This window comes from Neisseria sp. (assembly GCF_030530745.1).
Lineage (GTDB): Bacteria > Pseudomonadota > Gammaproteobacteria > Burkholderiales > Neisseriaceae > Neisseria.
In genome coordinates this window covers 1-22,261 of the sequence record NZ_JAUMUI010000022.1, presented here as the reverse complement: position 1 = coordinate 22,261, position 22,261 = coordinate 1, and the positions used below count along the sequence as shown (strand labels likewise).

Genomic DNA, 22,261 nt, shown 5'->3' with positions numbered 1-22,261 from the left:
AGCGGGTTTGACCGCAATGTTGAAATTGCATATAGTGTGGGCATGTGGGGCAATGTGTGTCAAAGTGTTTTTATTGCCCGTTTTTAATCACGGAGTGGGATAAAGTGTTTGGTGGCGTTCACGAGTTGAGCATAGACAGCAAAGGGCGGTTGGCGATTCCTGCCAAGTTCCGCGAGCTGTTGCTGCGCCATTACACGCCGGCCGTAGTGGCAACGCTGGATTCGCGCAGCCGTCTGCTGATTTATCCCGAAGCCGAATGGGAAGGCGTTGCCGGGCAGCTGCTGGCGTTGAAAACGGCGGGCAATCCTACGCTGCAACGCTACCAAAACCTGCTGCTGCACAATGCCGACACGCTTGAGTTGGACACGGCCGGGCGCGTGCTGCTGCCCGCCAACCTGCGCCGCCGCGTGGATTTCGATAAAGAGGTAACGCTGGTGGGGCGCGCCAACCGCTTGGAGCTGTGGGGACGCGAGCATTGGGAGGCCGAAATGGATCGGGCTTTGGATATCGATCCCGACGAATTGGCTTCCGAATTGAGCCAAACGGATTTGCAGTTGTGAGCGGTGCCGGAACTTTGCAACACATTACCGTGCTGCTGCACGAGGCGGTGGATGCGCTGGCCGTGCGGGAAAACGGTGTTTATGTGGACGGCACGTTCGGCAGGGGAGGGCACTCCCGCCTGATTCTGTCGAAACTTGGCAGCGAAGGGCGCTTGATTGTGTTCGATAAAGACCCTCAGGCCGTTGCCGTTGCCAACGAATTGGCGGCGCAAGACAAACGCGTGAGCGTGGTGCATAACGGCTTCGCGACTTTTCAGACGGCCTTGGACGGGCTGGGTATCGGCAAAATAGACGGCGCTTTGTTTGACTTGGGCATTTCGTCGCCGCAGATTGACGAAGCGGCGCGCGGATTCAGCTTCCGTTTCGATGCCCCGCTGGATATGCGCATGGATCCCACGCGCGGCATTTCGGCAGCCGAATGGCTGGCAGGCGCCGCCGAGCAGGAAATAAACGAGGTAATCAAAAATTATGGTGAAGAGCGGTTTAGTCGCCAGATTGCGCGCGCTGTCGTTTCGCAGCGCGAAACGGCGCCCATCGATACAACCCGCAAGCTGGCGCAGCTCGTGGCGCAAAACGTCCGTAGCCGCGAGCGCGGACAAGACCCGGCGACCCGGACGTTTCAGGCCGTTCGCATCTTCATCAACCGTGAGCTTGAAGAAATAGAAGCCGTGCTGCCGCAGGCGGCGGGCCGCCTGAAAGAAGGCGGCAGGCTGGCGGTGATTGCCTTCCACTCGCTGGAAGACCGCATCGTAAAGCAGTTTATCAAGCGCTGTTCGCAGCATCCGCCCATGCCCCGCTGGGCGGCGGTGAAAGAAGCCGATTTGCCGCAGCCGCCGTTAAAGCCGGTGGGCAAGGCTGTCAAGCCGGGCGGAGAGGAAACCGCCGCCAACCCGCGCGCGCGTTCGGCCGTATTGCGTGTCGCCGAGCGCACCGGCGGCAGTTTTGAAGCATTTTAGCCGGCGGCACGCCTGCCGGCGCAACAGGCCGTCTGAAAACGAAGGCCGTTTGAAAATATGAATAAATTAAACGTTATTTTACTGGTAGTGGCATTGCTGTCGGGCTTGGCGGTGGTAACCGTGCAGGACCGGTCGCGCCAATACTATATTTCGCTGGATAAGGCAGAAAAACACGAAGTCCGGCTTGATCAGGATTATGCGCGTTTGAAGCTCGAACAGGCCAAGCTGTCGAACCACACTTTAATTAAAGAAGCGGCAGGGCGGCAAAGGCTGCAGCCTCCGGGTGCATCAGATACACGCATGATTGAAATGAAATAAACGGCGGTTGCCTGAAAATCAAATTGAGGCCGTCTGAAAAAACGAGAAGTTGTTATGTTGATTAAAAACGAATATAAGCCCCAGATGCTGCCCAAGCAGCCCAAAGTCAAGAAACCCGTTTCTACCAACGGGCGTATTGCCTTTGTGCTCGGCGGTTTGGCATTGGCATTTGCCGCGCTGGTGGGGCGCGGGGTTTACCTGCAAACCACACAGCACGAATTTTTGAAAAATCAGGGTGATCAGCGCTTTGTGCGCACGGTGGCGCTGCCCGCTTCGCGCGGCACGATTACCGACCGAAACGGCGCCACGCTGGCCTTGAGCGCCCCTACCGAGTCGCTGTATGCCGTGCCTTCCGGCATGGATATCCGGCCGACGGCCGAACAGCTTGATCGGCTTTCCGCATTAATCGGCGTGCCCGTTGCCACCATCGAAGAACGTTTGGCGAAAAAAGATAAAGATTTTATTTATTTGAAACGCCAGTTGAACAAAGAAACCGCAGATAAAGTGGCGGCTTTGGGCATCAAAGGCTTGGCGTTCCAGCAGGAAACCAAACGCCACTATCCGATGGGCAACCTGTTTGCGCACGTTATCGGTTTCACCAATATCGACGGCAAAGGCCAAGAAGGGCTGGAGTTGGCGCGTGAAGACGATTTGCGCGGCGAAAACGGTGCCAAAGTGGTGCTGCGCGACAATAAAGGAAATATTGTCGACAGTCTTGATTCACCCCGCAACCGTGATCCGCAGAACGGCCGCGATATGGTGATGTCGCTCGACCAGCGCATTCAGGCGCTGGCGTATGACGAATTGAACAAAGCCATCGACCATCACCGCGCCAAAGCGGGCAGCGCCGTTGTGCTTGATGCGCAAACCGGCGAGATTCTGGCGTTGGTGAACAGCCCTGCCTACGACCCCAACAATCCCGGCGGAGCAGACAGCGGGCAGCGCCGCAACCGGGCCGTAACCGATATGCTTGAACCGGGTTCGGCCATGAAGCCGTTTCCGATTGCCAAAGCGTTGGACGAAGGCAAAGCCGGCGTGAATTCACGCTTCAACACCATGCCGTTTAAAATCGGCCCCGCCACCGTGCGCGACACCCACGTTTACCCCTCGCTGGATGTGCGCGGCATTATGCAGAAATCGTCTAACGTGGGCACCAGCAAACTGTCGGCCATGTTCAAACCCGAAGAAATGCACACGTTTTACCAAAGCCTGGGCATAGGCCGCCGTATGCATTCCGGCTTCCCCGGCGAAACACCGGGCATGCTGCGCAAATGGCAGAACTGGAAGCCCATCGAACAGGCCACTATGTCGTTCGGTTACGGCCTGCAAATGAGCCTGCTGCAACTGGCACGCGCCTACACCGTGATTACCAGCGACGGCGAACTGCTGCCCGTGAGCTTTGAAAAACAGGAAGCCCCGCCCAAAGGCGAGCAGATTATCAAACCCGAAACCGCCCGCGCCGTGCGTGAAATTATGGTTTCCGTTACCGAAAAAGGCGGTACCGGCACTATGGGCGCGGTTGACGGCTTCGATGTCGGCGCCAAAACCGGCACGGCCCGCAAGCTGGTTAACGGCCGTTATGCCAGCAACAAACACGTCGCCACTTTTGTCGGATTCGCCCCTGCCGAAAAACCGCGTGTGATTGTGGCCGTGTCGGTTGACGAACCCACCGTTAACGGTTACTACGGCGGCGTGGTTGCCGGCCCCGTGTTCAAAGGTATCATGGGCGGAAGCCTGAATATTCTCGGCGTATCGCCCACCAAACCCTTGAAAGAAACGCCCACTATTCAAACGGCCAAACGATAAAGGGTTTTTCATGTTCAGCGAGCTTTCCCCCCCGGCTGAAACCGACCTGCCGCCCCTGCTGTGCGAAAGCGCAGCGGGGCGTTTGCTGCATTCGGACAGCCGGAAAATCCAATCCGGCGATATTTTCGTTGCCTGCCGGGGCGAATATACCGACGGCCGCAGCTTTATCCCTGCTGCCATCGCCAACGGTGCCGCCTTTGTGTTTTGGGACGATGACGGCAGTTTTGTTTGGAATCATGATTGGAAAGTGCCCAACCAAGGCATCAAAGATTTGAAAAACCGAGCCGGTATTTTGGCCGCGCAGGTGTACGGCAATGTTTCAGACGGCATCAAATTTTGGGGTGTAACCGGCACCAACGGCAAAACCTCGATAACCCAATGGCTCGCACAAGCCGCCGACCTGCTTGAAGGCCGCCCGAAAAGCTGCGCCGTTATCGGCACCGTCGGCAACGGCTTTTGGGGGGAATTGGCTGAAGCCACCCACACCACGCCCGATCCCGTTTCCGTACAAACCCTGCTCCACCGCTTCAAACAGCAAGGCGCGTGCGCCGTGGCGGTGGAAGTGTCCAGCCACGGCCTCGACCAAGCGCGCGTTAACGGCGTGCCCTTTCAGACGGCCGTGTTCACCAACCTCACCCGCGACCACCTCGACTATCACGGCAGCATGGAAGCCTACGGCGAAATCAAATCGCGCCTGTTTTACTGGCAGGGCCTGCAACACGCCGTGATTAATGCAGACGACGGATACGGCGCCGAACTGGCAGGCCGTCTGAAAACCGAACGCCCCAGCCTCGCCGTTTACCGTTACGGTTTTGCCGAAAATGCCGACATCCGCATTACCGGCTTTAGCGCTACATCCGGCGGCATGACGGTTTCGCTTGATACCCCGTGGGGCGCGGGCGAATGCCAAACCCGCCTGCTCGGCCGCTTCAACGCCCAAAACCTCGCCGCCTGCGTGGGTGTGCTGTGCGCCGCAGGCTACCCGCTGCAACCGGTATTAAACGCACTTGCCCGCATCCGCCCCGCCACCGGCCGCATGGACTGCATCATGAACCCAGGCAAACCGCTGGTGGTGGTCGATTACGCCCACACCCCCGACGCCCTCGAAAAAGCGCTCGCCACTTTGCAGGAAATCAAACCGCAAGGCGCGGGGCTTTGGTGCGTGTTCGGCTGCGGCGGCAACCGCGACAAAGGCAAACGCCCGCTGATGGGTGCCGCCGCCGTTGCGGGCGCCGATAAAGTGGTGGTTACCAGCGACAACCCGCGCATGGAGGAGCCGCAGGCCATTATCGACGACATCCTTCCCGCCGTGCCCAACCCCGAACACATCGAAGCCGACCGCCGCGCCGCCATCGGATACGCAGTCAAACATGCCGCGGCAGACGATATTATCCTGATTGCCGGCAAAGGCCACGAAACTTATCAGGACGTGCAGGGCGAGAAGCATCATTTTTCCGATTTCGAAGAAGCGGAAAAAGCGCTGGCGCAAAGATGAAACCGGATGGCAATCACTGTTTCAGACGGCCTTTGGGGGTGGTTTGAACAGGCCGTCTGAAAACCGAGGAAGCATGATGGATACGAAAAAACTCGTGAAAGCCAGCAACATCATCGGTGTGGTGTCGATTGTATTGCTGGTGTATTGGGTATTTGCCTTTATCCTGATTCAAGTGTTCGGCTTGAAAGTATTCCGCGAACACATTACCGAAATCTTCGGCTTGAGCATTTTGGGCGTAGTGGCGTTGATGGCGGGGGCGTTGATGCTGAACATTATGCTGAACCTCACCCGTATTGCCGAACGTGGCGAAGAGGTGTCGGTTAAGAGCGGCAAAAAATGGCTTTACGCCTGCCTGCTGGTTTTTCCGCTGCTGGCCGCACTGCTGTTCGGCGGCAATTATCTGACCGCCCAACAGAAGCAGCGGCTCTTGATTGAATCAGCGCAGCGGCTGATACAAAACCACCCGAAGCAAACCGAAGCCGTTACCGCCTACCGCTTCGGGCTGCCCTATATCCGCAACACCGCCGGCCATTTGGAATTGCTGGAAAAACAAGACAGCGCATTTAACAGCGTAACCGTTATCGTGCCCGACAACATCGGCGGCACGCCGGTATATCTAAATTTCGGCAGCAGTATCCCGAAAGAAGGGGCCGCCGAAACAGCGGCTGTCGCGGTTGCAGATAACGGCAGGCAGGAAGACGCCATAACCTACCGCACCGCAGAGGGCAAACAGGAAACACTGCGCAAAGCCGACTACCTGCACCGCGCCGGTTTACGCGAGCGGGAATACCTGCAAAAAGCGTTTCAAAACCAATCGGATGAAATCCGCTTCGTGTCGGATAACGGCAGATACGAGCTGTTTTACCCTTATCGCAAAAACGGCCGCACCTTGGCAGTGTTCCGCCTTTCCGATTACCAGTATTACGGCAAGTTAGGCAGTTAGCCAAACAAAATGCAAGATAAAAGCCGCGGCCGCAGGCCGTTTGAAAAATAAACAAACGCACAACTCACTTGAATAAACAGAAAGGAAAACCGATACGCGCCGTACCCGAGGCCGTCTGAAACCAACGAAAGGAATTTAATCAGTGATATCGAAACCCGCCAAGCGGCTGGTGTGCTTTGCCGCCGTTTCCGTTTTTTTATGGGGCTGCCAAGCCGTGCGGCCGAACCAAGAGCTGGCCGGACTCAGGGCTCAGCCCGCCCCCGCCGAACAAAGCCTGATTAACCCCGTTAAAGGCAAAAAATTCGCCGACACATGGGGCGCAGCCCGCAGCGGAGGCCGCAGGCATGAGGGTGTGGATATTTTTGCCAAAAAAGGCACGCCCGTGCGCAGCACCACCGACGGTATCGTTACCAAACGCGGTGAAAACAGACTGGGCGGCAAAGTGATCGGCATACAAGGCCCCGGCGCATGGCACTATTACGCCCACCTGAAAAAATTCGCCGGCGCGAAGTTATACGGCAAAGTGAAGGCCGGAGAAGTTATCGGTTATGTAGGCAATACTGGCAACGCCAAAAATACCCCGCCGCACCTGCACTACGGCGTTTACACCACCCACGGCGGCGCGGTGAATCCTTATCCGTTGATTGATCAGAATAGATGAGTTTGGTTTAGGCAAACTTAAGTATCAGAAACAAATATAAAAAATAATATAACGGAAGGCCTTCTGAAAATATGTTTGAACCGATAAAACCGTGGCGGGATTTTGCCGACCAAGTTGTGTTGCTGGAAAGTAGGGGGATGCAAATTGACGAAGGGGAGCGTGCGGAAAAATATCTGCGCCGTATCGGGTATTATCGTTTAAGCGGCTATTTTCATGTTTTCCGCAAATGGGATGGGCAAAATCAGGTTTTGCTGGAAACCTTCCGGCCCAATAGCAGTTTTGAGAGTGTTTTATCGTTATATCTGTTTGATAAAAAATTGCGCTTGCTGGCGTTGGATGCGCTTGAGCGGATTGAAATGGCTGTGCGGGTGGATATCGTGCATATTCTGGGTAAGAAAGATCCGCTGGCTCATGAAAACGCGGCGTATTTTGATGGTAAGTTTGCCAAAACCATTCAGGCCAACGGGAAGACTAAGTATCAGGAATGGTATGAGCGGCTGGAAGAATTGATTAGAAAAGCACGGCAACGGAAAACATCTTGTGTCGTGCATAATTTACATAAATACGGGCACTTGCCGGTTTGGGCAGTATGCGGATTATGGGACTTTGGTGCGATGTCCCGCCTATATGAGGGAATGAAGCATCAGGATCAAAATCTCATTGCCCGTAAATACGGTGCGCTGCATGGCGGGATATTTGCGAAGTGGCTGCGCAGTTTGAATGAGATACGCAACATCGCAGCCCATCACGACCGATTGTGGAATGCACGCATCGTTCAGCAGGCAGCGCCTATTTCGACAGATGAATATTGGAAAAAACTCAAAAATTACCATCCGTTTTTCTATTTCTGCATTATGCAGCAGATGATGAAAATATTGTGCCCGCATTCTAAATGGGCGGATAGGTTTGATGAGCTGTTGCGTGAATTTCCAGAAGAAGCCGTTACCAGCTTGGCTGCATTCGGATTGCCGGAGCATTATCGGGAATGGGATTTGTGGAAAAAATAAAGGCCACTACATGCAAAAGCAGAGGTAGCGGCCATTTCGAGATAAATATTACGCTGAATTCGTCTTTACAGCAACACAATTTGTTTAAAACCAAATCCAAAAATAAGATTGTTTGAAAAATAAAACATTGCGCAAAATGCAGCTCTTTGAATAGAAAAGAAAACAGAACACGAAAATGAAACCCCTAACCCTGAATTTTATCCGCCAAGCCCTAAACCTGCCGCTGCCGTCTGAAAACGGCGATGCCGAAGTCAAGCGCATCGTAACCGACAGCCGCGATATCCGCAGCGGCGACGTGTTTTTCGCCTTGGCCGGCGAGCGTTTCGACGCGCATGATTTTGCGGCGGACGTGTCGGCCAAAGGCGCGGCAGCGGTTGTGGTGTCGCGCGAAGATTGCGCCGCGCTCCCCGGCGCGTTGAAGGTGGACGACACACTGGCCGCGCTGCAAACGCTGGCCGCGGCCTGGCGCAACGAAACCAACCCGTTCGTGTTCGGCATCACCGGTTCCAGCGGCAAAACCACCGTGAAAGAAATGCTGGCGGGGATACTGCGCCACCGTTTCGGCGAAGATGCCGTGCTGGCGACGGCGGGCAATTTCAACAACCATATCGGCCTGCCGCTTACCCTGATCAAGCTCACGTCTGCGCACCGTTATGCCGTGATCGAAATGGGCATGAACCACTTCGGCGAGCTGGCCGCGCTCACGCGGATTGCCCGACCCGACGTGGCGCTGGTCAACAACGCCCTGCGTGCGCACGTCGGCTGCGGTTTCGACGGCGTGGGCGATATTGCCAAAGCCAAAAGCGAGATTTACCAAGGCCTGTCTGAAAACGGATTGGCGCTGGTACCGGCCGAAGATGCCAATTTTGCCGTTTTCCAAGCCGCAACGGCGCATTTGGACACCAAAACTTTCGGTGTGGAAACGGGTGATGTACACGCCGAAAATATAGTGCTCAAACCGCTGGCCTGCGAATTTGATTTGGTATGCGGGGCGGAACGCGCGCGCGTAGAACTGCCCGTGCCCGGCCGGCACAATGTGGCCAATGCCGCCGCCGCCGCCGCACTGGCGCTGGCTGCAGGTTTGAGCCTGCAAGAGGTTTCAGACGGCCTGTCTGAATTCACCAATATCAAAGGCCGTCTGAACGTGAAACGCGGCATCAAAGGCGCCACCGTGTTGGACGATACCTATAACGCCAACCCCGACAGCATGAAAGCCGCGCTCGACGTGCTCGCCCAACTCCCCGCCCCGCGCGTGTTCGTGATGGGCGACATCGGCGAATTGGGCGAAGACGAATCGGCCGCCATGCATGCCGAAGTGGGCGCATACGCCCGCAGCAAAGGCATCGAATCCGCTTATTTCGTTGGTGATTACAGCGCTTCGGCGGCGGAAGCCTTCGGCGGCAACGGGTTATGGTTTGCCGACAAAGACCCACTGATTCAGGTGTTGGCGCACGATTTGCCGCAAGGCGCCAATGTGCTGGTGAAAGGCTCGCGTTTTATGAAGATGGAAGAAGTGGCCGAAGCGTTGTTGGAAAAGGCCGTCTGAAAAGGAATATTGCATCCGAAAGGTTTGCCGTTCTGCTTTAAAATAACGTATTCGGAAAAACCAGCACATTAAAAAAGAGGCCGTCTGAAACGGTTTCAGACGGCCTCAAGCCCAATAATAAACAACAACACCAAAATCAAACAAAAAGGAAGTAACCCCCATGCTTTTATGGTTAACCCACTTCAGCGACTGGTTTTCGGCGCTGAACGTTTTCCAATACACCACCTTCCGCGCCGTGATGGCCGCCCTGACCGCGCTGGCGTTTTCGCTGCTGTTGGGGCCGTGGACGATACGCAAGCTCACCGAGCTGAAAGTCGGCCAGGCCGTGCGCCACGACGGGCCGCAAACCCACCTCATCAAAACCGGCACGCCCACCATGGGCGGTTCGCTGATTCTTACCGCCATCACCGTTTCCACCCTGCTGTGGGGCAACCTGGCCAACCCCTATATCTGGATTCTGCTGCTGGTGCTGCTCGCCACCGGCGCGTTGGGCTTCTACGACGACTGGCGCAAAGTGGTTTATAAAGACCCCAACGGCGTGTCGGCGCGCTTCAAAATGGTGTGGCAGTCGGGCGTGGCGCTGGCGGCGGGCTTGTTGCTGTTTTATGTGGCGCAGAACTCGGCCAACAATATCCTGATCGTGCCGTTTTTCAAACAAGTGGCCTTGCCGCTGGGCGTGATCGGCTTTGTGGTGCTGGCCTACCTCACCATCGTCGGCACCTCCAACGCGGTCAACCTTACCGACGGTTTGGACGGCCTGGCCGCCTTCCCCGTGGTGCTGGTGGCGGGCGGTTTGGCGATTTTCGCCTATGCCGGCGGCCACGCGCAGTTCGCCCAATACCTACAGCTGCCCTATGTGGCGGGCGCCAACGAAGTGGTGATTTTCTGCACCGCCATGTGCGGCGCCTGCTTGGGCTTTTTATGGTTCAACGCCTATCCCGCGCAAGTGTTTATGGGCGACGTGGGCGCGCTGGCCTTAGGCGCGGCCTTGGGCACGGTGGCGGTGATTGTGCGGCAGGAATTCGTACTGGTGATCATGGGCGGCTTGTTTGTGGTGGAAGCCTTGTCAGTCATGTTGCAGGTGGGCTGGTATAAAAAAACCAAAAAACGCATCTTCCTGATGGCTCCTATCCACCACCACTATGAGCAAAAAGGATGGAAAGAAACCCAAGTGGTGGTGCGGTTTTGGATTATCACCATCGTGCTGGTGCTGGTAGGTTTGAGCACGCTGAAGGTGCGTTAATACCTGTTTGAAAAAACAGTGGGGATCATCTTGATGCACCCCTACGTGAAAAGAAACACATGGTACAGCAAACGATGTACGCCCTATTGGGCGGCGAAGCGGGCGTGGAAGCGCTAACCGGCCGCTTCTACGATTTGATGGAATTGGAACCGCAATACGCCGAACTGCGCGCGCAACACGGCGAAACGCTCGATTACGCCCGCGAACGCCTGTTCCAATTCTTAAGCGGCTGGCTCGGCGGCCCGCCGCTGTATGAGCAGGCACACGGCCACCCGCGCTTGCGCCAGCGGCATTTCCCTTTCGCCGTTACCATGCAGACGCGCAACCAATGGATCGCCTGCTTCGCCCAAGCGCTGCACGAATCGGCGGTTGCGCCCGATTTGGCCGAGCCGCTGCTGCTGCGCCTGTTTGCGCTGGCCGACTGGATGCGCAACCAGCACGAACCGGAACACGCCCCGCCGCTGCCGCCGATGGCGGCCGAACCGGAAGCGCGCTTGCCGGAATTGGCGGCGGTGTTGGAAGAATATGGGGTGGAAGGGTTTTTTGAGGCAGTTTGAAAAATATCAATTACACAAACTATCGGCATACTCGAACGCCCCACTATATGAAACTGATGACAACAATGGTATGTAAATTAAATGATTGATAATTCTTTTATAGGTTATGCAGCAGATATTTTAGGTGATACAGACAATGGCCTTCGTGGTTCGGAAATCATTCGATATTGCAATGAATATGCTGTTCAATACAAGAAGCAAATAACTTACTCCAAATATCCCTTTCCTAAAGGCGTTCCAAACAAAAGAACGGTTTTAGCCGAAAATTTACGGGCTTTTGAGCCTTTTCAGCAATTTTCCATTATTAAAGACCTATGTACTAAACCGCAATTTGCTGGTAACGGGAAGATACAAGAATTGTCGGTTAAGTTGTCATCTCAATATGCCCAGTTTTCAGAAGGGAGCGGGACGGTTAATGAGATAATTCAAGAAACCAAGCATTGGTTAGATAAATATCCTGATGTTTTGAAGCATTATCAGGCTGCTCTTCAAAAGAGAGAACATAATATTTATTCAAGAAATTTGTTGGATGATTTGAGACTTTCGTTAGAAGTTTTAATGAAGGAAATTTTCAACAACGATAAATCATTAGAAAATCAAACTAAAGATTTAGGGCAATTTTTAAAAAATAATGGTATTTCTGTGCCCATAAGAAACCTTTATTCTACAGTCATAGGTAAATATAAGGATTACCAAAATAATAATGTCAAGCATAATGACAGCTCTCAAGCCATTGAAGTTAATTTTCTGATAGAACTAACTACGGTATTGATGAGATTTTTAGTGCAGTTGGATTTGGAGAAATAATCAAATAAACCAAATGAAAAAGTAGAAGATTGGGATTGGCTAAAATGAACTGGCAAAACCAAAAAATCCTCGTCGCCGGCCTCGGCGGCACCGGTGTTTCCATGATTGCCTATCTGCGCCGCGCCGGCGCGCAGGTGGCGGCTTACGATGCCGATTTGAAACCCGGGCGCGAAGCGCAGCTTACGCAGCTTTTCAAAGGCTTAAGCTGCCACACAGGCCGTCTGAAAGACGCGTTGGCGCAGGGTTTCGACGTGTTGGCGCTCAGCCCCGGTATCAGCGGGCGCGCGCCGGAAATCGCCGAATTCAAACAAAACGGCGGCAGGGTGGTCGGGGACATCGAAATCCTCGCCCATATCGTGAAGGCGCGCGGCGACAAAGTGATCGCCATCACCGGCAGCAACGGCAAAACCACCGTAACCAGCCTGGTGGGCTATCTGTGCGTGAAATGCGGGCTGGACACCGTGGTTGCCGGCAACATCGGCACACCCGTGCTCGAAGCCGAATTGCAGCGCGAAGGCAAAAAAGCCGGCGTGTGGGTGCTCGAACTTTCCAGCTTCCAGCTCGAAAACACCGAAAGCCTCACCCCCGATGCCGCCGTGGTGCTGAATATTTCCGAAGACCACCTCGACCGCTACGACGACCTGCTCGACTACGCCCACGCCAAAGACAAAATCTTCCGCGGCAGCGGCGTGCAGGTGCTCAACGCCGACGATGCGCTGTGCCGTGCCATGAAGCGCAACGGCCGCCAAGTGAAATGGTTTTCGCTGGAAAACGAAACCGATTATTGGGCGGATGTTCAAACAGGCCGTCTGAAAGCGGGCGGTAGCGGTTTGATCGACACCGCCGCCGTGCCGCTGCAAGGTTTGCACAACGCCGCCAACGTGCTGGCCGCGCTTGCCCTGTGCGAAAGCATCGGCCTGCCGCGAACCGAGCTGCTGCAACACATTCAAACCTTCAAAGGGCTGCCGCACCGCGTAGAAAAAGTGGGCGAGAAAAACGGCATCACCTTTATCGACGACAGCAAAGGCACCAACGTCGGCGCCACCGTGGCGGCCATTTCCGGCCTGCAAAGCCCGATTGTGCTGATTGCCGGCGGGCAGGGCAAAGGGCAGGATTTCACCCCGCTGCGCGCCGCGCTGCAAAACAAAGCCCGCGCGGTGCTGCTAATCGGCGCCGACGCGCCGCAAATCCGCCGCGATTTGGACGGCTGCGGCGTGGAGGTGATTGATTGCGAAACCCTGCCCGAAGCCGTTCAGACGGCCTACCGGCTCGCGCAAAGCGGCGACATCGTGCTGCTTTCCCCCGCCTGCGCCAGCTTCGATATGTTTAAAGGTTATGCGCATCGGGCACAAGTGTTTGCCGAAGCGGTTAAGGCTTTGCAGGCCGTCTGAATTTTCATTTTAGAATCAGGAAACCCGTTTTAAGCATATGATTACAGAATCCAAAATCCTAGACCGCAAAATCTTGCGCAGCGGCCACAAAACCGACCAGTCGCTGCTGTGGGTGGTGGTGCTGATGGTGTCGTTCAGCCTGCTGATGATTTATTCCGCCTCCATCGCCTACGCCGCCCACGACGGCGGCGACCAATGGTTTTACCTTTCCCGCCAGGCCATGTTCCTGACCGTCGGCGCGCTGGCGGGGCTGGTGGCGTTTAAAATCCCGATGGCCAAGTGGAAGAAATACACGCCGTGGATTCTGTTTGCGAGCTTGGGGCTGCTGGTGGCGGTGTTGCTGGTGGGGCGCGAGATTAACGGCGCCAAACGCTGGATACATTTCGGCCCCGTCAACCTTCAGCCTACCGAAGTGTTCAAACTGGCGATCATTTTGTATTTGTCGAGCTTTTTTACCCGCCGCGCCGAAATCCTGAAGCAGTTTAAAAAAGTGGGCTTTTCCGCCGTGCCGGTGGGCATAGGCTTGGGCCTGATTATGCTGGAGCCGGATTTCGGATCGTTTGTGGTGGTGAGCGCGGTGGCGGTCGGCCTGCTGTTTCTGGCGGGGCTGCCGTGGCGCTGGTTTATGATGATGGTGGGCATAGGTCTGGCCAGTATGGTGGCTTTGATTGCGGTCGCACCTTACCGCATGGCGCGGGTGGCGGCATTCTTAAACCCGTGGGAAGACCCGCTGGGCAAAGGCTACCAGCTTACCCATTCGCTGATGGCGATTGCGCGCGGCGAGTGGTTCGGTGTGGGCTTGGGCGCAAGTTTGGAAAAACGTTTCTACCTTCCCGAGGCGCATACCGACTTTATTTTGGCGGTAATCGGCGAAGAATTCGGTTTCGTGGGCATTTCGGTGCTGATTTTCTGCTATGGCTGGCTGGTGTGGCGGGCGTTTTCCATCGGCAAACAGGCGCGCGATTTAGAGCTCTATTTCGGCGCATTTGTCGCCAAAGGCATCGGCATCTGGCTGGGTATTCAGAGTTTTTTCAATATCGGCGTCAACATCGGCCTGCTGCCAACCAAAGGCTTAACGCTGCCGCTGATGTCCTACGGCGGTTCGGCGGTGATTATCATGCTGGTGTGCATGGCGCTGTTGCTGCGCGTGGATTATGAAAACCGCCTGAAAATGCGCGGCTACAAAGTAGAAGGATAAAACCGGCCGGCGCCTGCTGTGTGAGGCCGTCTGAAAAAAGCGTACCAACCAAAGAATATAGAAAAGGATAATTCAAGATTATGGGCAGTAAAACCTTTATGCTGATGGCCGGCGGCACCGGCGGCCATATTTTTCCTGCGCTGGCGGTGGCCGAAGCCCTGCGGGGGCGCGGCCACCATGTGGTTTGGCTGGGCAGCGAAGGCTCGATGGAAGAGCGCATCGTGCCGAAACACAATATCCGCCTCGAAACGCTGGCGATTAAAGGTGTACGCGGTAACGGGATCAAACGCAAATTGGAATTGCCGTTCACATTGTTTAAAACTGTGCGGGCGGCGATGCAGGTGATCAAAAAACACCGTGTCGACTGCGTGATCGGCTTCGGCGGCTTCGTTACCTTTCCCGGCGGTGTAGCGGCCAAACTTTCGGGCGTGCCGATTGTGATTCACGAGCAAAATGCCGTGGCAGGGCTGGCCAACAAACAGCTGGCCCGCTGGGCACGCCGCGTGCTGTATGCCTTTCCGCGCACATTCGCCAACCACGACGGGCTGGTCGGCAACCCCGTGCGTGCCGATATTGCCAACCTGCCGCCGCCGGCCGAACGCTTTGCAGGACGCGAAGGCCGCCTGAAAGTATTGGTGATGGGTGGCAGTTTGGGCGCCGACGTGCTCAATCAAACCGTGCCTCGTGCGCTGGCATTGCTCACCGAAAACGAACGCCCGCAGATTTACCATCAGGCAGGGCGCGGTAAGCTGGGCACGCTCAAAACCGATTATGAAGTGCTTAATGTGCAGGCCGAGTGTGTGGAATTTATCGACGATATGGTCGCCGCCTACGAACACGCCGACGTGGTTATCTGCCGCGCGGGCGCACTCACGATTGCCGAGCTGACCGCCGCCGGTGTGGGTGCCCTGCTGATACCTTACCCCCACGCGGTCGACGATCACCAAACCGCCAATGCCCGCTTTATGGTGCAGGCCGACGCCGGACTGCTGCTGCCGCAGTCGCAGCTTACCGCCGAGAAACTGTCGGAAGTGTTGTGGGCGCTCAACCGTGAACGCTGCCTCGAATGGGCCGAGAACGCCCGCACGCTGGCCATGCCGCACAGTGCCGACGATGTGGCGGTTACGGCGATTGCTGCCACGATGTAGGCAGGTTTGGAAGAAGGTTTTTCAGACGGCCTGTTGCTGCGGAAAACATTTGCCTGCTGCCGGCGGGAGCGCCGGTTTGGCAACAGGCGGACAACGGCCGTCTGAACACCCTTTTACATTAAAACCATAGCGCATCTATCCGCAGCCCTTTAAAATAACGCCTTTTTAGGTTTGCAGGCAGGCTTGGCGCAGCATTTCGAGCCGTCTGAAAACGGGCAGGCTTCAGGAAAACAACATGAAAAACAGGGTCAATAACATTCATTTTGTCGGTATCGGCGGTTCGGGCATGAGCGGCATCGCCGAAGTGCTGCACAACTTGGGGTTTAAAGTATCCGGTTCCGATCAGGCGCAAAGCGCGGTAACGCGCCACTTGAGCGGCTTGGGCATTCAGGTTTACCCCGGCCACACCGCCGCGCACGTTACCGATGCCGACGTAGTGGTTGTTTCCACCGCCGTCAAACCCGACAATCCCGAAGTTTTGGCGGCGCAGGAGCGCAAAATACCCGTGATTCCGCGTGCATTGATGCTGGCCGAACTGATGCGTTTCCGCGACGGCATCGCCATTGCGGGCACCCACGGTAAAACCACCACTACCAGCCTCACCGCTTCGATTCTGGCGGCGGCGGGAATGGATCCGACCTTCGTTATCGGCGGCAAACTCACCGCGGCAGGTACCAACGCCCGTTTGGGGCAGGGCGAATACATAGTTGCCGAGGCCGACGAATCCGACGCTTCGTTTCTGCACCTCACACCCATTATGTCGGTGGTAACCAACATCGACACCGACCATATGGACACCTACGACCACAGCGTTGAAAAACTCTATCAGGCGTTCGTAACCTTTATCCACCGCATGCCGTTTTACGGCAAAGCGTTTTTGTGTACCGACAGCGAACATGTGCGTGCCATCGTGCCGCGCATCAGCAAACCTTTCGCCACCTATGGTTTGGACGACAGTGCCGATATTTACGCCACCGGCCTGCAGCCCGAAGGCGACAAAATGCGCTTTACCGTGCATGTGAAACAGGAAGGCATCGGGCCGTTTGAAGTAGTGCTGAATATGCCCGGCCGCCACAACGTGCTCAATGCGCTGGCCGCCATCGGTGTGGCACTTGAGGTGGGCGCATCGGTGGAAGCCGTCCGGCAGGGGTTGCTGGGCTTTGCCGGTGTCGGGCGCCGTTTCCAGAAATACGGCGACATCACCCTGCCGGGCGGCGGTAAAGCCACGCTGGTTGACGATTACGGCCACCACCCCGTAGAAATGGCCGCCACGCTGTCCGCCGCGCGCGGAGCGTATCCGGGCAGACGTTTGGTGCTGGCCTTCCAACCCCACCGCTATACCCGTACCCGCGATTTGTTTGAAGACTTCGTTGGTGTGTTGAACACTGTTGATATGCTGGTGCTGACCGAAGTATATGCCGCCGGCGAAGAGCCGATAGTGGCTGCCGACGCCCGCGCGCTGGCGCGTGCCGTGCGCGTGTTGGGCAAGCTTGAACCGATTTACTGCGAAGACGTGAACGCCCTGCCCGATACCCTGCTGAACGTATTGCAAGAAGGCGACGTGGTGCTGACCATGGGCGCGGGCAGCATCAACAAAACCCCGCAGGTGCTGGCCGGAAGCGCAAGCTGAACGGCAGGGCAGGGCGGTTATGCTGCTCTTTGAAAAATAATAAAACACAGGGGGTTGCTGATTGTTTTTGCCGATCAATAAACAGGCCGTCTGAAAAAGAAAGAAACCGTAAATATGCAAGATTTTGGCAAAGTTGCCGTATTGATGGGCGGATTTTCCAGCGAGCGCGAAGTGTCGCTCGACAGCGGATCCGCCATTGTCGCCGCCCTGCAAAGCAAGGGCATAGACGCACACCCGTTCGATCCGAAAGAAACCCCTTTGCACGAATTGAAAGCCAGGGGCTTTCAGACGGCCTTCAACATTCTGCACGGCACTTACGGCGAAGACGGATCCGTGCAGGGCGCACTTGAATTTCTTGGCATTCCCTATACCGGCAGCGGCGTGGCGGCCTCGGCCGTGGGCATGGACAAATACCGCTGCAAACTGATTTGGCAGGCGCTGGGGCTGCCCGTGCCCGAATTCGCCGTATTGCGTGAAGACAGCGATTTCGATGCCGTCGAGCACGAATTGGGTTTGCCGATGTTTGTAAAGCCCGCCGCAGAAGGCAGCAGCGTGGGTGTGGTGAAAGTGAAAGAAGCAGGCCGTCTGAAAGAAGTGTATAACAGCCTCAAACACCTGCACGGCGAAATTATCGCCGAACGTTTTATCGGCGGCGGCGAATATTCCTGCCCCGTGATTAACGGCGAAGGCTATCCCGCCATCCGCATCATTCCCGCCACCGAATTTTACGATTACGAAGCCAAATACACCCGCGACGACACCGTTTACCGGTGCCCCGCCGATTTAAGCGAAGCCGACGAAGCCCTGATGCGCTCGCTGTCGGTGCGCGCCGCGCAGGCAATCGGCGCCGAAGGCGTGTCGCGTGTGGATTTCTTAAAAGACACCGACGGCAAGCTGTATCTGCTTGAAATCAATACCCTGCCCGGCATGACCGGCCACAGCTTGGTGCCGAAGTCCGCTGCCCAAACCGGCTTGAGCTTCGCCGATTTATGTGTTGAAATTCTGAAAACCGCTCATGTGGGATAATGCAGGCGCCCTGAAGCGCGTAACCCGTTGGCTGATGATCCTGGTAGTGTTGATACTGCTGGGAGCATTGGCCGTTTGGGTTTACAATTCGCCGTATTTTCCGGTGAAACAAGTCAAAATCGAAGGCGAAATTCAGCGCACCGGCGGCAAACAGCTGCAAGCCGTAGCGCAAAAATATATACGCGGCAACATCTTCCGCGCCGATTTGAACGGCGCGCAAGAAGCGTTTGCCAAACTGCCGTGGGTTGACAAAGTAACCGTGCGCCGCCGCCTGCCCGATACCGTCGAAATCGACCTCGTCGAGCGCATTCCCGTGGCGCGCTGGAAAGAAGCCGGCCTGATCGACAGCAACGGCAACCTTTTCAACGCCGCCACCGACGAAAAGTTCCCTGTTTTTTCAGGCGAACCCGGCACTGGCAAGATTATGGTGAAGCATTTCAACGAATTTAGCGCCATCTTAAAGCCCTTGGGTTTGGCCGTCGCCGAACTCGAATACTCCCCGCGCTCGGCTTGGACGGTAGGGCTGGATAACGGCATTTCCGTGCGCTTGGGGCGCGAGAACGAAACCAAACGCCTGCAACGCTTCGCCGAAATGTGGCCGGGCATTTTGCAGGCGCAGCAAGGCAATCTGGCCTATGTGGATATGCGCTACCGCGACGGATTCGCCGTGCGCTACCACGACAAACAGCAAGAACCGCAGGCAGACACGCCGTCTGAAAACAGCGCATCCGGCGTCGAAGCACAAAACCGACAGTAATCAGCAAACGAATGGGACATCATGGTAAAAGGCAAATACATCAGCGCATTGGATATCGGCACTTCTAAAGTTATCGCGTTAATCGGCGAAGTGCACGAAGACAACGAAATCCATATTATCGGTTTGGGGCAGGCACCTTCGCGCGGCCTCAAAGCCGGTATGGTAACCAATATTGATGCCACCGCCCAAGCCATCAAGCAGGCCATGGAAGAAGCGGAACGCATGGCCGACTGCAAAGTCGACAGCGTAACCACCGGCATCGCCGGCAACCACATCCGCAGCCTCAATTCGCAGGGCGTGGTGAAAATCAAAGACGGCGAAGTTTCCCAAGCCGACATCGACCGCGCCATCGAAACCGCCAAAGCCGTCAATATCCCGCCCGACCACAACATCCTGCACACCGTGGTGCAGGAATACATCATCGACAACCAGCCCGGTGTTAAAGAACCCATCGGCATGAGCGGCGTGCGCTTGGATACCCGCGTGCACATCATCACCGGCGCGATTACCGCCCTGCAAAACATTCAAAAATGCGTCAACCGCTGCGGCCTGCATATGGAGCAGATTATGCTGCAACCGCTGGCGAGTGGGCAGGCCGTCTTAACCGAAGACGAAAAAGATTTGGGCGTTTGCGTAATCGACATCGGCGGCGGCACCACCGACATCGCCGTTTACACCAACGGCGCCATCCGCCATACCGCCGTGATTCCGGTTGCCGGCGATTTGATTACCAAAGATTTGGCGCAAGCCCTGCGCACGCCGCACAACGCCGCCGAATACATCAAAATCAACCACGGCGTCGCCATCGCCACCATGGACGGTCTCGACGAAATGATCGAAGTGCCCAGCGTGGGCGACCGCCAGCCGCGCCAGATTTCCCGCCGCGTTTTGGCCAGCGTTATCGGCCCGCGCGTCGAAGAAATCTTAGAGCTTACCCTCAACGAACTGCGCCGCAGCGGCTTTCCCGAAGAAGTGCTTACTTCGGGCGTGGTGCTCACCGGCGGCGCATCGCTGCTTACCGGCATCGTCGATTTGGCCGAAGACGTGTTCAACCTGCCCGCCCGAATCGGCGTGCCGCACGAAATGGGCGGTGTTTCCGAGCGTATCCGCAATCCCCGCTACGCCACGGCCATCGGCCTTTTACAGGCCGCGCGCGGAGAAGTTTCGGGTGTACCGGTTACCGGCGCGGTCGCCGTCAGAGAACCGAAAGAAAACTGGCTGGTCAGACTGAAAGAATGGCTGAAAAATAATTTTTAAAATTCTCGTAAAAATGTAAGAAGAATTTTGCCAGCGGGCCAAGGCTTCTTATATAATAGCGCCAACTTTCGCAATTATTTGACTGTCATTTATTTACCCGTCCTGACGCAGGGCGCAGAGGAGCATTTTATGGAATTGGTTTACGACGTAGTAGAAGCCGCCGCAAGCCCTGCGGTTATCAAGGTCATTGGTATCGGCGGCGGCGGTTGCAATGCCATTAACAATATGATTTTAAACACCGTTCAAGGTGTGGAATTTATCAGCGCCAACACCGATGCGCAATCTTTGGGCAGAAGCAATGCCGCCAAACGCATCCAGTTGGGCACCAACCTGACCCGCGGTTTGGGCGCGGGCGCCAATCCCGAAATCGGCCGCGCGGCTGCCCAAGAAGACCGTGAAGCCATTGCCGACGCCATCCGCGGCGCCAATATGCTGTTCATCACCACCGGCATGGGCGGCGGCACCGGCACCGGCGCTGCTCCCGTTGTTGCAGAAATCGCAAAAGAACAAGGCATCTTGACCGTTGCCGTAGTTACCCGTCCGTTCGGCCACGAAGGCAAACGCGTACACATCGCCCAAGAAGGTATGGAACACCTGAAAAGCCAGGTGGATTCCCTGATTGTTATCCCGAACGACAAACTGATGACCGCGCTGGGTGAAGACATCACCGTGCGCGAAGCATTCCGCGCCGCCGACAATGTGCTGCGTGATGCCGTTGCCGGTATTTCCGAAGTGGTTACCCGCCCCGGTTTCATCAACTTGGACTTTGCCGACGTGAAAAACGTGATGAGCATCATGGGTATGGCCATGATGGGTTCAGGCTTCGCACAAGGTATCGACCGTGCCCGCCTGGCAACCGAACAGGCCATTTCCAGCCCGCTGCTGGATGATGTAACCTTAGACGGTGCGCGTGGCGTTCTGGTGAACATCACCACTGCTCCCGGCTGCCTGAAAATGTCGGAATACCGCGAAATCATGAAAGTGGTAGACGAATACGCAGACCCCGATGCGGAGCGTAAATACGGCACAGCCGAAGATGAGGGTATGGAAGAGGATGCCATCCGTGTAACCATTATCGCTACCGGTTTGAAAGAAAATACCATAGGAGCGTCAAGCAGCCTGCGTATGGTGAAAACCCAACAGGCAACCGGCACCGATGACAGTTTCGGTAACATCGACGGTTTAATCCGCTCCGGCCGCAGCACCCGCAGCATGAACCTGACCGCTTCCGATTTCGCCAACCAATCTGTGTTGGATGATTTTGAAATTCCCGCTATTCTGCGCCGTCAGGCCGATTAAACCGTTATTAGTCTGATGTTTGAAAAGGCCGTCTGAAAACCATAACAGGTTTCAGACGGCCTTTTGGTTTTAGAAATTATCCGGCATAGCCCCTATTTAATGATGATAAGTATTTATTCTGAACCTAAAATCAAGGAATATTTGCTGTTTCCCGCGAAGCCGCCGGGAAAGGCTTATTATTTCATGAAGAAATTTTCTGATTATGAGCTTGAGGGCAGGTTTTTAGAAGGGGAAGGTAAGATAAAAATATTGGCCATACATGGCGGGATGTCGGACTATACGTCATTAAATCCGATTTTGTATACCCTCCAACAAAACGGTATCGGTTCCTTATCGTTTAATTTAAGCGGGCACAGTCCGTCAACAAAGCATATTCATCCTCGTTAAAGCAAAATATAGATGAAGCTGCTGCTTTTGCAGAAAGTATAAGTATTCCCGAGGTTGTTATGGGGTATAGTTTGGGCGGATATGTTGCATTGCAGTTGGCCAGGCTGTTAAATATAAGAAAAATTTTATTATTCTGCCCGGCAATTTATACAGATGATGCCGTTTATGTTCCCTACGGTAAGATGTTCACACAAAAAATTTCCCAAGCATACAGTTATAGCCAATCAACTTAAAAACAAATACAATAAAAGTCATGGCATATTCAAAAG

22 protein-coding genes are annotated in these 22,261 nt (G+C 55.4%); all 22 read left to right on the top strand.

The window, feature by feature from the left end; translation table 11 throughout:
- Window positions 1-104: 104 nt before the first annotated feature.
- The 22 genes from mraZ to Q3970_RS10725 all read left to right on the top strand — a co-directional run bounded on the left by mraZ (window position 105) and on the right by Q3970_RS10725 (window position 22,225).
- Window positions 105-560 carry a division/cell wall cluster transcriptional repressor MraZ gene (gene mraZ, locus Q3970_RS08295; protein WP_303100109.1) on the top strand — a complete coding sequence of 152 codons (456 nt, stop codon included), beginning with the start codon at window positions 105-107 and terminating at the stop codon, window positions 558-560.
- On the top strand, window positions 557-1,516 hold the full coding sequence (rsmH, locus tag Q3970_RS08290) for a 16S rRNA (cytosine(1402)-N(4))-methyltransferase RsmH (protein WP_303100108.1): 960 nt from the start codon (window positions 557-559) through the stop codon (window positions 1,514-1,516). Before mraZ ends, rsmH begins: the two co-directional genes overlap by 4 nt.
- Window positions 1,517-1,573: 57 nt before the next feature.
- The gene (ftsL, locus tag Q3970_RS08285; RefSeq protein ID WP_303100107.1) at window positions 1,574-1,834 is read left to right on the top strand and encodes a cell division protein FtsL; all 261 of its coding nucleotides are present in this window, start codon (window positions 1,574-1,576) and stop codon (window positions 1,832-1,834) included.
- A gap of 54 nt (window positions 1,835-1,888) precedes the next feature.
- Window positions 1,889-3,640 (top strand): penicillin-binding protein 2, encoded by a 1,752-nt coding sequence (locus Q3970_RS08280; RefSeq protein ID WP_303100106.1) that lies wholly within the window; start codon window positions 1,889-1,891, stop codon window positions 3,638-3,640.
- A gap of 10 nt (window positions 3,641-3,650) precedes the next feature.
- Window positions 3,651-5,135 carry a UDP-N-acetylmuramoyl-L-alanyl-D-glutamate--2,6-diaminopimelate ligase gene (locus Q3970_RS08275; protein ID WP_303100105.1) on the top strand — a complete coding sequence of 495 codons (1,485 nt, stop codon included), beginning with the start codon at window positions 3,651-3,653 and terminating at the stop codon, window positions 5,133-5,135.
- Between the two features lie 73 nt (window positions 5,136-5,208).
- Window positions 5,209-6,078: a peptidase gene (locus tag Q3970_RS08270; RefSeq protein ID WP_303100104.1), complete on the top strand. Its 870-nt coding sequence runs from the start codon at window positions 5,209-5,211 to the stop codon at window positions 6,076-6,078.
- Between the two features lie 142 nt (window positions 6,079-6,220).
- Window positions 6,221-6,739 carry a M23 family metallopeptidase gene (locus Q3970_RS08265; RefSeq protein WP_303100103.1) on the top strand — a complete coding sequence of 173 codons (519 nt, stop codon included), beginning with the start codon at window positions 6,221-6,223 and terminating at the stop codon, window positions 6,737-6,739.
- A gap of 71 nt (window positions 6,740-6,810) precedes the next feature.
- Window positions 6,811-7,746, top strand: a complete 936-nt coding sequence (locus tag Q3970_RS08260) for an Abi family protein (protein WP_303100102.1) — start codon at window positions 6,811-6,813, stop codon at window positions 7,744-7,746.
- A 175-nt stretch (window positions 7,747-7,921) separates the two neighbouring features.
- Window positions 7,922-9,292, top strand: a complete 1,371-nt coding sequence (murF, locus tag Q3970_RS08255; protein WP_303100101.1) for a UDP-N-acetylmuramoyl-tripeptide--D-alanyl-D-alanine ligase — start codon at window positions 7,922-7,924, stop codon at window positions 9,290-9,292.
- Window positions 9,293-9,452: 160 nt separating this feature from the next.
- Window positions 9,453-10,535, top strand: coding sequence for a phospho-N-acetylmuramoyl-pentapeptide-transferase (gene mraY / locus Q3970_RS08250; protein WP_303100100.1), 1,083 nt, complete (start codon window positions 9,453-9,455; stop codon window positions 10,533-10,535).
- A gap of 74 nt (window positions 10,536-10,609) precedes the next feature.
- Window positions 10,610-11,092, top strand: coding sequence for a group II truncated hemoglobin (locus Q3970_RS08245; protein WP_303100115.1), 483 nt, complete (start codon window positions 10,610-10,612; stop codon window positions 11,090-11,092).
- A gap of 81 nt (window positions 11,093-11,173) precedes the next feature.
- The gene (locus Q3970_RS08240) at window positions 11,174-11,899 is read left to right on the top strand and encodes a hypothetical protein (protein WP_303100099.1); all 726 of its coding nucleotides are present in this window, start codon (window positions 11,174-11,176) and stop codon (window positions 11,897-11,899) included.
- 44 nt (window positions 11,900-11,943) lie between these two features.
- The gene (gene murD / locus Q3970_RS08235; RefSeq protein ID WP_303100098.1) at window positions 11,944-13,290 is read left to right on the top strand and encodes a UDP-N-acetylmuramoyl-L-alanine--D-glutamate ligase; all 1,347 of its coding nucleotides are present in this window, start codon (window positions 11,944-11,946) and stop codon (window positions 13,288-13,290) included.
- Between the two features lie 37 nt (window positions 13,291-13,327).
- Window positions 13,328-14,488, top strand: a complete 1,161-nt coding sequence (ftsW, locus tag Q3970_RS08230; protein WP_303100097.1) for a putative lipid II flippase FtsW — start codon at window positions 13,328-13,330, stop codon at window positions 14,486-14,488.
- Between the two features lie 80 nt (window positions 14,489-14,568).
- Window positions 14,569-15,636 carry an undecaprenyldiphospho-muramoylpentapeptide beta-N-acetylglucosaminyltransferase gene (gene murG / locus Q3970_RS08225; RefSeq protein WP_303100096.1) on the top strand — a complete coding sequence of 356 codons (1,068 nt, stop codon included), beginning with the start codon at window positions 14,569-14,571 and terminating at the stop codon, window positions 15,634-15,636.
- Window positions 15,637-15,871: 235 nt separating this feature from the next.
- Complete coding sequence (gene murC, locus Q3970_RS08220; RefSeq protein ID WP_303100095.1) at window positions 15,872-17,266, top strand: UDP-N-acetylmuramate--L-alanine ligase; 1,395 nt, start codon at window positions 15,872-15,874, stop codon at window positions 17,264-17,266.
- Window positions 17,267-17,380: 114 nt separating this feature from the next.
- Window positions 17,381-18,292, top strand: a complete 912-nt coding sequence (locus Q3970_RS08215; protein ID WP_303100094.1) for a D-alanine--D-alanine ligase — start codon at window positions 17,381-17,383, stop codon at window positions 18,290-18,292.
- Window positions 18,282-19,049 carry a cell division protein FtsQ/DivIB gene (locus Q3970_RS08210; protein ID WP_303100093.1) on the top strand — a complete coding sequence of 256 codons (768 nt, stop codon included), beginning with the start codon at window positions 18,282-18,284 and terminating at the stop codon, window positions 19,047-19,049. Before Q3970_RS08215 ends, Q3970_RS08210 begins: the two co-directional genes overlap by 11 nt.
- Window positions 19,050-19,067: 18 nt before the next feature.
- The gene (gene ftsA, locus Q3970_RS08205) at window positions 19,068-20,306 is read left to right on the top strand and encodes a cell division protein FtsA (protein ID WP_303100114.1); all 1,239 of its coding nucleotides are present in this window, start codon (window positions 19,068-19,070) and stop codon (window positions 20,304-20,306) included.
- A 129-nt stretch (window positions 20,307-20,435) separates the two neighbouring features.
- Window positions 20,436-21,605, top strand: a complete 1,170-nt coding sequence (ftsZ, locus tag Q3970_RS08200; protein ID WP_303100092.1) for a cell division protein FtsZ — start codon at window positions 20,436-20,438, stop codon at window positions 21,603-21,605.
- A gap of 63 nt (window positions 21,606-21,668) precedes the next feature.
- Window positions 21,669-21,992: a hypothetical protein gene (locus Q3970_RS08195; RefSeq protein WP_303100091.1), complete on the top strand. Its 324-nt coding sequence runs from the start codon at window positions 21,669-21,671 to the stop codon at window positions 21,990-21,992.
- A gap of 8 nt (window positions 21,993-22,000) precedes the next feature.
- Window positions 22,001-22,225 (top strand): YqiA/YcfP family alpha/beta fold hydrolase, encoded by a 225-nt coding sequence (locus tag Q3970_RS10725; protein ID WP_368494373.1) that lies wholly within the window; start codon window positions 22,001-22,003, stop codon window positions 22,223-22,225.
- Window positions 22,226-22,261 lie beyond the last annotated feature (36 nt).